This is a genomic window from Paucibacter sp. XJ19-41, from assembly GCF_028462495.1.
GTDB lineage: Bacteria > Pseudomonadota > Gammaproteobacteria > Burkholderiales > Burkholderiaceae_C > Roseateles_E.
In genome coordinates, this window is sequence record NZ_JAQOWX010000101.1 from 9,384 (window position 1) to 20,400 (window position 11,017).

Below are 11,017 nucleotides of genomic sequence, written 5' to 3' on the forward strand. Positions count from 1 at the left end.
TGCGGCCGGGCCTGCCAGGCCGCCCAGGCCGCGCCGGCGCCGGCCAGCAGGCCGATCAGCGCGCCGACCAGCTGGCCCAGCGACTGCCAGTCGGGGCTGCGCCAGCCCAGCTTCTTCAGCAGATCGAACTGGTCGCTGCGCGAGTAGTTCAGCACATACTGCTGCCAGCGGTTGTTGAGCTGCTCCCAGCTCCGGGCAATGGCCCGCAAGCCCTGCCACAGGGCCGGGTTGACCTGACCCAGCGCGCCAGCGAAGGCGCCGGGCGGCGGGCTCAGGGCCTGGCCCAGATTGACGCGGTCCGGCGCCACCGCCGCGGTCGGGTCCACCCGCACCCAGCCGCGCCCGGCCTGCCAGACCTCCGCCCAGGCATGGGCCTGGCTGTTGCGCACGACCAGATAGCCGTCCTGCAGCTCGCGGTCGGCGCCCTGGAAACCGGTGACGATGCGGGCCGGAATGCCCAGGGCCCGCATCACGACGACAAAGCCGGCCGAGAAATGCTCGCAAAAGCCCAGCCGCCGGTCGAACCAGAACTCGTCGATCAGATGCGGCGTTACCTCGCCGTAGCGGCCCGGGGCCAGCGTGTAGATGAACTCGGCCGTGGTGATGTGGCGCAGCACGGCGGCCACCATGGCCGGCGCATACGCGGCCTCGTCGAGTCCGGCCAGCTCGGGGCGGCGCCGCAACTCGGCCGCCCAGCCCAGGGTGCGCGGGTTCAGCCCCTGGGGCAGCTCCAGATAGGCCTGCAGGCCCAGGGTCGGCTGCAGCGGGCCGCTGTCATAGTCCAGATAGGCCTGCTGGTTCAGGCGCAGTCGCTCGGTGATGGGCCGCGGTGCCAGCCATTGCAGGTCGATGCTGCGGCGCAGCAGCAGCCCCTGCACATCCATCTCGCTGCCGGGGGCCTCGGGGCTGCTCTCCAGCAGCGGCAGCACGCTCAGGCGCAGCGGCTCCATCGTCAGCTCATAGCGCAAGACCTGGCCCCGCACCCGAGGGGCCGGCGCGCGGCTGATGAAGGGGTTGTTATTGCCGGGCAGCGGCCGCCAGCTGCGGCCGTCGAAGCGGCTGAGCACCGGGCCGCGGAAGTACAGGCCTTGCGGCGGCGGCGCCGGGCCCTCGAAGCGCAGCCGCATCGCGATGCTCTCGTCGTTGGCGATCTCCGACATCGCGCCGAGTTCCATCTCGTTGGAGAGCCCGGTACGGCCCACCGAGTCGCTCGGGATGCCCCATAGCGGCGCGATACGCGGGAACAGCAGGAACAGCAGCACCATCACCGGCAGGCCCATCGCGGTGGTGCGGGCGGCCTGGGTCGCGGCCAGCTTCAGGCTGGGCTGGCCCACCGGCATCTGGGCCAGCACCAGCGCGCTCAGCAGGGCCCAGACGCTGACCCGGGTCCACAGCCCGGTCAGCAGCGACTGCGAGTACAGATACTGGGTCAGCACCAGGAAGAAGCCGAGGAAGAACACGACGAAGGCATCGCGGCGCGCGCGCAGCTCCAGCGTCTTCATCGCCATCAGCATCACCAGCATCGTGATGCCGGCCTCGCGGCCGATCAGCGTGCGGTGAGTCAGCAGGGTCAGGCCGGCCGTCACCAGCAGCAGCAGGCTCAGGCTCCAGCGCCCGGGCAGTGCCTGGCCGTTCCAGGCCAGCAGGCCGCGCCACAGCAGCATCAGGCCGGTCAGCGCCGTGCACCACAGCGGCAGATGGCTGGCATGGGGCAGGGCGGTGGCGGCGATCGCGAACAGCAGGAAGAAGGTGTCGCGGGTCTCGCGCGGCAGGTGTTGCAGCCGAGCCTTGAATGTGGCCCAGGTACTCATCGCAGCGGCTCCAGCGGAGCGGCCGCAAGCAGCTCCAGACAGGCCTGGCGCTGTGCCGGCCCATGATCGGGGGCCAGTTCTTGCCCGCCCAGGCGCAGGCCATAGGACTGGCCCAGCTGCTCGGCCAGCAGCACCCAGGCGCTCAGGCGCGAGAGCCGCGCCTCCCAATCCAGGCCGGCGGTGTCAGCCAGGTCCAACCAGCGCTGGCGGCTGGCCGGCGCCAGGGTCTCGCGCACCAGCAGCTGGCCGTCGGGGGCGCTGGCGGCCTTCTTCCACAGCACCTGCTTGATCGAATCGCCCTGGCGGTAGGGGCGCACCCCCTCGAAGTCCTGGCCGCGCACCATCAGCGTCGCGGCGCGCTGGCCCTCGCCGCTGCTGGCCGCCTGGCCGGGCAGGGCCGGCGGCGGTTGCTCGGGCCGGGGATAGACCCAGACCCGGGCCGCCGGCCGCCAGATGCTCCAGGCGCCGAACAGGCCGAGCGGAAAACGGGTCGAGACGCGCAGCTGCGGCAGCTGCATCAGGCCGCGCGTGGCCGCCGGGCAGCGCAGCTGCAGCAGGCTGTGGCCCAGCGCCGGCACATCGGCCCAGGCCGGCTCCGCCTCCTTGCCCTGCCGGACCTGAATGCCGATGCCATAGCGTGCCCGGCCGCTGTTGTGCAGCCTCACCTCCAGCTGCACATCGTCGCCGGCAAAGACCGGCTGCGGGCCTTTCAGGTCCAGGCTCAGGCCGCGCAGATTGGCGTGGGTGGCGTGCATCGACGCAAAACCCGCGCCAGCCAGCAGAAAGGTCAGCAGATAGCCCAGGCTCAGCTGGTCATTGATCGAGGCCAGCAGCAGCACGACCAGGGTGATGCAATAGAACAGCCCCGGCCGGCTCGGCAGGATGTAGATATTGCGCTGGCCCATCTGGTGGGTGTCGCTGAGCGGATGGCGGGCCTGCCACCAGGCCCGGGCGCGGCGTCGGAGGGACTGCACCATATCAGCGCTCAGGGAATCGGGATGGACTCGATCATGGCCCGCACCTGCTCGCGCGCGCCGCGGCCGCTGCCGGCCTTGGGTCGCAGACGGTGGGCAATGGTCTGCGGCAGGATGGCCTGCACATCGTCGGGCGAGACATAGTCGCGCTCGTCCAGCAGGGCGCGCGCGCGCGAGGCGCGCAGCACGCCCAGGCCGGCACGCGGGCTCAGGCCTTCGACAAACCACTGGCCCGAGCGGGTCGCGGCCAGCAGGGCCTGCAGATAGTCCAGCAGGGCCGGCGCCGCATGGATCTCGCGCACGGCGGCCTGGGCCGCCAGCAGCTCGCCGGGCTGCATCACCGCGCCCAGCGCGCGGATCGCCTCGCGGCTGTCCTGGCCCATCAGCAGCTCGCGCTCAGCTTTCTCGTCCGGATAGCCCAGCGAGATGCACATCAGGAAACGGTCCAGCTGCGACTCCGGCAGCGGATAGGTGCCAAGCTGCTCGCTGGGGTTTTGCGTTGCGATCACGAAGAAGGGCTGGGGCAGGGCATGGGTCTGGCCGTCGACGCTGACCTGGTTCTCTTCCATCGCCTCCAGCAGCGCGCTCTGGGTCTTGGGGCCGGCGCGGTTGATCTCGTCGGCCAGCAGCACCTGGGCGAATACCGGCCCGGGGTGGAAGGCGAAGCCGCTGCGCTCGCGCTCGTAGACCGAGACGCCCAGCAGATCGGAGGGCATCAGGTCCGAGGTGAACTGCACGCGCGAGAAGCGCAGGCCCATCGAGACCGACAGGGTGTGGGCCAGCGTGGTCTTGCCGACGCCGGGCAGGTCTTCGATCAGCAAATGGCCGCCGGCGATCAGGCAGGCCACGCAGTCGCGGATCTGGGTCGGCTTGCCGCGGATGATCGTGCTAATCTGGTGCTGCAGCGTCTTGAGTTGCTGGAACAACTGGGGTGGGGTGGCTTGCTCGCTCATGCTCGGACATTAACTCAAAACACGCCGCGCCACCCCGACTGCCGCGCCCTCCCGCATGCCCACTGCCTATCTCAGCCACTCCGACTGCCGCCGCCACGATATGGGCGCCGGCCATCCCGAATGCCCGCAGCGCCTGGACGCGATCGAGGACTGGCTGATCGGCAGCGGCCTGGATGTCGCGCTGGAGCGCCATGAGGCGCCGAGCGTGCGCCTGTCGGACGTGGAGCTGGCCCATACCCATGGCTATGTGGCCCAGCTGCGCGACACGCTGGAGTCGCTGGCCGCCAGTGGCGAGTCGCGCGCCATCGACCCCGACACCATCGCCAACCCCGACACCTGGTCGGCCGCCTTGCGCGCCGCCGGCGCGGCGGTGCAGGCCACCGCTCTGGTGATAGACGGCCAGGTCGAGAATGCCTTCTGCTCGGTGCGCCCGCCGGGCCCCCATGCGACGCGCGAGCAGAGCATGGGCTTTTGCTTCTTCAACAATGTCGCGATCGCGGCCCGCCATGCGCTCGATGTGCGCGGGCTGCAGCGCGTCGCGGTGGTGGACTTCGATGTACACCACGGCAACGGCACCGAAGACATCCTGGCCGGCGACGAGCGCGTGCTGATGGTCAGCATCTTCCAGCACCCGCTCTATCCCTATTGCGGCGCCGTGCCCAAGGGCGAGAACATGATCAATGTGCCGGTGCCGGCCTACACCCGCGGCGGCGAGATCCGCGAAATGATAGAGGCGATGTGGATGCCGGCGCTGGAGCGCTTCAAGCCCGAGATGATCTTCATCTCGGCCGGCTTCGATGCCCACCGCGACGACGATCTGGGCCAGCTGGGCCTGGTCGAGGCCGATTACGAGTGGATCACCTGGCGCATCAAGGAGCTGGCCGAGCGCCATGCCCAGGGCCGCATCGTCTCCTGCCTGGAGGGCGGCTACCACCTGGGCGCGCTGGCGCGCAGCGTCGGTGTGCATTTGCGGGTTTTGGCCGGGGTCTGAGCCCGGCGCGACTTTTTTGATGCGACGCCACCCGGCGGCCGCTCCGACGAATGAACCATCATCCCCTGACTTTTGACGAATTGCAGACCCTGCTGGCGTCCTTGCTGCAGCCCGCAGCGCTGACCGAGCTGGCTCTGCTGCTGGCCTGCCTGGGCCTGGCCTGGCTGATCGTCTGGCGCCTGNACTTTTGACGAATTGCAGACCCTGCTGGCGTCCTTGCTGCAGCCCGCAGCGCTGACCGAGCTGGCTCTGCTGCTGGCCTGCCTGGGCCTGGCCTGGCTGATCGTCTGGCGCCTGCGCGGCCGCCAGCCCCAGCCGCCCTCGGTGCTGTTCGGCCGCCAGCTGTTCGACGGCGTGCTGTTCCCGCTGCTGGCGCTGGCGCTGGCCTGGGGCGCGCGGCGGGCGCTGCCGCTGCTGGGCATGCCGGTGGCGGTGTTCAAGGTCGTGATCCCGGTGCTGATCTCGCTGGCGGTGATACGGCTGACGGTGCGGGTGCTGAGCGCGGCGCTGCCCAGCTCGGGCTGGGTCAAGCTGATCGAGCGCACCGTCTCCTGGCTGGCCTGGGGCGGCTCCGTCCTGTGGATCACCGGCCTGCTGCCGGTGCTGCTGGCCGAGCTGGATGGCATCAGCTGGAAGATCGGCGCCAGCCAGGTCAGCCTGCGCGCGCTGATCGAGGGCAGCCTCAGCGCGGTGCTGGTGATGGTGCTGGCGCTGTGGGTCTCGTCGGTGATCGAGGCGCGGCTGCTGCGCAATGTGACCACCGATCTGTCGCTGCGCAAGATCGGCGTCAACCTGACCCGCTCGCTCTTGATCTTTGTCGGCCTGCTGCTGGCGCTGACGGCGGCCGGCATCGACCTGACCGCGCTGGGCGTGCTGGGCGGCGCGATCGGCGTGGGCATTGGCCTGGGCCTGCAGAAGCTGGCGGCCAATTATGTGAGCGGCTTCGTGATCCTGGCCGAGCGCTCGCTGCGCATCGGCGATATGGTGATGGTGGACGGCTTCGAGGGCCGCATCAGCGATATCAAGACCCGCTACACGGTGATCCGTGCGCTCAACGGCCGGGAGTCGGTCGTGCCCAACGAGATGCTGATCACGCAGCGGGTCGAGAACTCATCGCTGGCCGATCCGCGCGTCTCAGTGGTCACGACGGTGCAGGTGGCCTATGGCACCGATGTCGAGGCCCTGATGCCGCGCATGGTCGAGGAGATCATGAAGGTGCCGCGGGTGCTGCACGACCCGGCGCCCGGCGTGCTGCTGCGCGAGTTTGCGGCCGACGGGCTGACCCTGCAGATCGGCTTCTGGATCGAGGATCCGCACAACGGCCAGCTGGGCGTGCGCTCCCAGGTCAATCTGGCCATCCTGCGTCTGTTCGACGAACTGGGTATCGAGATCCCGTTCCCGCAACGGGTTGTGCACCAAGCGCGCAATAGTGCCGATTTGGCGCCTGTGACACCCCCCTGAACCCGGGGCTGCTGCCTACCATCCCGACTTTGTCGACAAAGGATGGTTATGCGATTCATGCAACGGGTGATGTTGTCCCTGGCGGTGCCGGCCGGCCTGGTGCTGGTGCTGGGCGTGGCCGTCAGTGTCGGCACCTACTCGGTGGAGCGCCAGCTGGGCGACTACTTCACGCATGAAGACGCCTTGTCGGCCGAGGTCAACGAGATGTATGCCCAGGGCCTGCAAATGGGCCAGGCGCTGCGCAACATCATCCTGGACCCGGCCAACAAGAAGGCCTACGAGAACCTCGACGGCGCGGCCAAGGCCTATGACAAGGCCGCCGGCGCGGCCGAGGCGGCCGCCTCGCCCGAGCAACTGGGCAAGCTGCGTGCGATGGCCGCCCTGCGCAGCCGCCTGGCCGAGATGCAACAGCAGGTGCTGGCCCAGGTGCAACAGGATGCCGCCGCTGCGGCCGCGCTGCTGAACAAGCAGGAAACCCCGGCCTGGCGCGAGCTGCGCGCCGAGCTCTTGGAGCTCAAGAAGATCACCGGCGCTGACAAGGAAGGCGCGCGCAAGGAAGCCGCCGCCGCGATGAGTTCGGCGCGCTGGACCGTCTTGAGCCTGGCGCTGCTGAGCCTGGCGGTCTGCATCGCTTTTCTCGTCAGCCTGCGCCGCTGCGTGCAGCGTGAGCTGGGGGGTGATCCGGCCACCGCACGCCAGGTGCTGGAGCGGGTGGCGGCCGGCGATCTGCTGGCCGAGGTGCCGGTGGCGCCGGGTGACGCCAGCTCGATGATGGCGGCGCTGCAGCGCACCCGCGATTCGCTGCGGGCGCTGGTCACCGATGTCAACCAGTCGGCGCAGAGCATCGCGCTGGCCTCCAGCGAGATCGCGGCCGGCAACCAGGACCTGTCCAGCCGCACCGAGCACCAGGCCAGCAGCCTGCAGGAGACCGCCTCGTCGATGGACCAGCTGACCTCGACCGTGCAGCACAACGCCGAGTCGGCCCGCCAGGCCACCCAGCTCGCGGCCACCGCCAGCGGTGTGGCCAGCCAGGGCGGTGCGGCGGTCGGTCAGGTGGTGGGCACGATGGATGCGATCAGCGCGCAGAGCAAGAAGATCGCCGACATCACCTCGGTGATCGACGGCATCGCCTTCCAGACCAATATCCTGGCGCTGAACGCGGCCGTCGAGGCGGCCCGTGCCGGGGAGCAGGGGCGCGGATTCGCGGTCGTCGCCTCCGAGGTGCGCTCGCTGGCCCAGCGCTCGGCCGCCGCCGCACGCGAGATCAAGAGCCTGATCAGCGAGAACGTCGAGAAGGTCGAAGACGGCGCGCGCCAGGTCCAGCGGGCCGGCCAGACCATGGGCGAGCTGGTCACTCAGGTGCAGCGGGTTTCCGGGCTGATCAGCGAGATCTCGGTGGCCACCGGCGAGCAAAGTGGCGGCATCCAGCAGGTCAGCCTGGCCGTGGGTCAGCTCGACGAAGTGACCCAGCAGAACGCCGCGCTGGTCGAGCAAAGCACGGCGGCCGCGCAAAGCCTGAGCCAGCAGGCCGAGCGCCTGAGCGCGCTGGTCAAGGTGTTCCGGCTGGCTTGAGGCCGGGCTCTACTGGTTCTTTCAGTCCGACCGGCGGTGCTGGTAGCGCCACCAGGCGGTCAGCGCCGCCGCCGCCATCAGCAGCGTTGCGCTGAAGGCCGCCGGCGTGCCCAGCCAGGCCAGGCTCAGCAGGGCCGCTGCCGCATAGAGCGCCGGCAGCTTCTCATACCAATACTTGGAAATCCACATCGTTCGCCCTCCCATGGCGCAGCGGGAGGTTCTGGCTGCGGTCCGCCGACGTCATCGTCCTGCGGCCGCGCCGCCTTGTTGGCGACCTCCCTGGCGGCATCGTCGCCGAAGGGGCGCCTGGCCGCCATCCCGGCAAGGGGGGCGCCCAAGCAAGGGGGTGGCGAGGCCCGGCCGCGCGTGCAGACCATGCTAAGCCTCAGGCAGGCATTTCCCGCCGGGGCTGCGCTCTGTGCGCTGCCCCACAGACGCCCCGGACGCCGGCGACTACTGTGGTGGGATGAAGATCACGCATCGCACCAAAGCCAGAGAGCTGGATAAGCCCGCCCGCCTTCCGCCGTCACCGGCCGCGGCCCAGCCCTCGCGCGTGCGGCATGTGCTGAACACGGCGTTGGGCCAGAGCCATGAGGTCAAGGCCGAGGTTCAGGCCTGCGCCGAGGACCTGGGATCGGCCAACGAGCTGGCCAAAGCGCATATCGCGGACGGGGCCTCGATGCTGCCGGCCGCCCAGGCGCTGCAGCACGGTCTGGCCGTCGAGCAGCGGGTGCAGGGCTGTGCTGATGATCTACAGCAACTGGCCGACAACCTCAGCGATGGGGTGGATGAGGTCCAGGCGGTGGAACAGGCCCTGAGCCGCTCCCGCCTGGCCCTGGCCGACTCGGAGGCGGCGCTGGCCCTGTCCCGCGACGCCGAGCGCACGGCCAGCCAGCTCGCGATGCATGACCAGAAGACCGGCCTGCCCAACCGCACGCTGTTCGATGATAGGCTGGCGCAGGCCATTGCCGGGGCCGAGCGCCATGGCTGGTTACTCGCCGTGCTGTTCCTGGATCTGGATCGCTTCAAGCTCGTCAACGACACCCATGGCCATGCCGCCGGCGACACCGTGCTGACGGCCGTGGCGGAACGCCTGATGCGCAACGCACGCGACGAGGACACCGTCTGCCGCAACGGCGGCGATGAGTTCCTCTATCTGCTGATCAATCCCTCCGGCCGCGAGGCCGTGGCGCGCATCGCGGCCATGGTCCGCGAGGCGATAGGCTCGCCTGTCGGGCTGGGGGCGACGCAGTTTCGCGTCACGCCCAGCATAGGCATCGCGCTCTACCCCGAGCACGGCATGAGCGGCCCGACGCTGATCGCCCATGCCGATGCCGCGATGTACCGCGCCAAGAATCGCGGCAGCGCGTTCGAGTTCTTCGAGCCGCTGACGGACTGAAGAAGCGCATCCGGCTTCGGACCGGCAACAAAAAAGCCACCGCTGGGCGGTGGCTTCGTCAGGGGGCGGAGGTTGCTGCGGCCGGGCTCAGCCCGCCGCCACCGGAATCTTCACCGCCTTGCCCGAGGCGATGCGCTCCTTCCACTCGGCCGGGCCGGTGTCGTGGGCGTTGGTGCCGTTCGAATCGACGGCCACCGTGACCGGCATGTCGGTGACGTCGAACTCGTAGATCGCTTCCATGCCCAGGTCCTCGAAGCCCAGCACCTTGGCGGCCTTGATGGCCTTGGAAACCAGGTAGGCGGAGCCGCCGACGGCCATCAGGTAGGCGGCCTTGTTGTCGCGGATCGCGTCGATCGCCACAGGGCCGCGCTCCGACTTGCCGATCATCACGGTCAGGCCGGTCTTCTCCAGCATCATGCGGGTGAAGCCGTCCATCCGCGTGGCGGTGGTCGGGCCGGCCGGGCCGACCACTTCATCGCGCACCGGATCGACCGGGCCGACGTAATAGATCGCGCGGTTCGTGAAGTCCACCGGCAGCTTTTCGCCCTTGGCCAGCATGTCGGCGATGCGCTTGTGCGCGGCGTCGCGGCCGGTCAGCATCTTGCCGTTCAGCAGCAGCGTGTCGCCGGCCTTCCAGCTGGCGATCTCTTCGCGGCTCAGTGCGTTCAGGTCGACGCGGCGGCGCTGGTTGGAGTCGGGCGCCCATTTGACGTCGGGCCACAGGTCCAGGCTGGGCGCTTCCAGATAGCTGGAGCCGGAGCCGTCAAGCACGAAATGGGCGTGGCGGGTGGCGGCGCAGTTCGGGATCATCGCGACCGGCTTGCTGGCGGCATGGGTCGGGTAGGTCTTGATCTTGATGTCCAAGACGGTGGTCAGGCCGCCCAGGCCCTGGGCGCCGATGCCCAGCGCGTTGACCTTTTCATAGAGCTCGATGCGCAGCTCTTCGAGCTTGCTTTGCGGGCCGCGGTCCAGCAGCTCGTACATATCGATGTCGTCCATCAAGGACTCCTTGGCCATCAGCATGGCCTTCTCGGCCGTGCCGCCGACGCCGATGCCCAGCATGCCCGGCGGGCACCAGCCGGCGCCCATCTGCGGCACGGTCTTCAGCACCCAGTCGACCAGGTTGTCGTTCGGATTCATCATCACGAACTTGCTCTTGTTCTCGGAGCCACCGCCCTTGGCGGCCACCATCACATCGACGGTATTGCCGGGCACGATGCTGACGCTGATCACCGCCGGCGTGTTGTCCTTGGTGTTCTTGCGCTCGAACAGCGGGTCGTTGAGCACCGAGGCGCGCAGCTTGTTGTCGGGGTGGTTGTAGGCGCGGCGCACGCCCTCGTTGACGGCGTCCTCCAGCGAGCCGGGGAAGCCCTCGAAGCGCACATCCATGCCCACCTTCAAGAACACATTGACGATGCCGGTGTCCTGGCAGATCGGGCGGCGGCCTTCGGCGCACATCTTCGAGTTGGTCAGGATCTGCGCGATCGCGTCCTTGGCGGCGGCGCTCTGCTCGCGCTCATAGGCACGGGCCAGGTGCTGGATGTAGTCGGTCGGGTGGTAGTAGCTGATGTACTGCAGGGCGGCAGCCACGCTGTCGACGAGGTCGTCGTGCTTGATCGCGGTGGTCATGATGAGGCGGGTCCGGGTTTGTAAGGCTGGCAGGATTTTAGCGAGACCAGCTTTCCCCCTGCTTGCGCTCAGCCGGCCGGTGGCGCGCTGACCTTGGCCGCCCGCGCCAGCTCGGTCTCCAGCCAGGGCAGCAGCGCATCGAAGCTCTGGCTCAGCGCCTGCGACAGCGCCTGCGCGGCGCCGGCGGCGCTGGCGCTCCTGGCGGGCACCTCGGCGTCGAAGCGCCG

General features: G+C 69.2%; 9 protein-coding genes. 4 read left to right on the forward strand and 5 right to left on the reverse strand.

Annotation, left to right across the window (positions count from 1 at the left end):
- The 3 genes from PO768_RS21680 to PO768_RS21690 all read right to left on the reverse strand — a co-directional run.
- Nucleotides 1-1,811, reverse strand: a 1,811-nt coding sequence (locus PO768_RS21680; RefSeq protein WP_272647710.1) for a transglutaminase family protein, incomplete at its 3' end; no start/stop codon positions are given.
- Complete coding sequence (locus PO768_RS21685) at nucleotides 1,808-2,788, reverse strand: DUF58 domain-containing protein (protein ID WP_269840297.1); 981 nt, start codon at nucleotides 2,786-2,788, stop codon at nucleotides 1,808-1,810. The genes PO768_RS21685 and PO768_RS21680, both read right to left, overlap by 4 nt.
- Before the next feature lie 8 nt (nucleotides 2,789-2,796).
- Entirely contained in the window at nucleotides 2,797-3,738 is a 942-nt protein-coding gene (locus PO768_RS21690) for an AAA family ATPase (protein WP_272647711.1), read from the reverse strand.
- A gap of 55 nt (nucleotides 3,739-3,793) precedes the next feature.
- Here PO768_RS21690 and PO768_RS21695 point away from each other — a divergent pair, with 55 nt between their 5' ends.
- The 3 genes from PO768_RS21695 (at nucleotide 3,794) to PO768_RS21705 (ending at nucleotide 7,762) form a co-directional block, all read left to right on the forward strand.
- Nucleotides 3,794-4,729: a histone deacetylase family protein gene (locus tag PO768_RS21695; RefSeq protein WP_272647712.1), complete on the forward strand. Its 936-nt coding sequence runs from the start codon at nucleotides 3,794-3,796 to the stop codon at nucleotides 4,727-4,729.
- 195 nt (nucleotides 4,730-4,924) lie between these two features.
- Entirely contained in the window at nucleotides 4,925-6,190 is a 1,266-nt protein-coding gene (locus tag PO768_RS21700) for a mechanosensitive ion channel family protein (protein ID WP_272647713.1), read from the forward strand.
- A gap of 48 nt (nucleotides 6,191-6,238) precedes the next feature.
- The gene (locus PO768_RS21705; protein WP_272647714.1) at nucleotides 6,239-7,762 is read left to right on the forward strand and encodes a methyl-accepting chemotaxis protein; all 1,524 of its coding nucleotides are present in this window, start codon (nucleotides 6,239-6,241) and stop codon (nucleotides 7,760-7,762) included.
- A 21-nt stretch (nucleotides 7,763-7,783) separates the two neighbouring features.
- Here PO768_RS21705 and PO768_RS21710 read toward each other — a convergent pair whose 3' ends face one another.
- The gene (locus PO768_RS21710) at nucleotides 7,784-7,951 is read right to left on the reverse strand and encodes a hypothetical protein (protein ID WP_272647715.1); all 168 of its coding nucleotides are present in this window, start codon (nucleotides 7,949-7,951) and stop codon (nucleotides 7,784-7,786) included.
- Nucleotides 7,952-8,228: 277 nt separating this feature from the next.
- Between PO768_RS21710 and PO768_RS21715 the strand changes: the two genes are divergently transcribed.
- Nucleotides 8,229-9,161 (forward strand): GGDEF domain-containing protein, encoded by a 933-nt coding sequence (locus tag PO768_RS21715; RefSeq protein WP_272647716.1) that lies wholly within the window; start codon nucleotides 8,229-8,231, stop codon nucleotides 9,159-9,161.
- Nucleotides 9,162-9,248: 87 nt separating this feature from the next.
- On the opposite strand, the gene PO768_RS21720 is transcribed toward PO768_RS21715, so the two are convergent.
- On the reverse strand, nucleotides 9,249-10,790 hold the full coding sequence (locus PO768_RS21720; protein ID WP_272647717.1) for a fumarate hydratase: 1,542 nt from the start codon (nucleotides 10,788-10,790) through the stop codon (nucleotides 9,249-9,251).
- Nucleotides 10,791-11,017 lie beyond the last annotated feature (227 nt).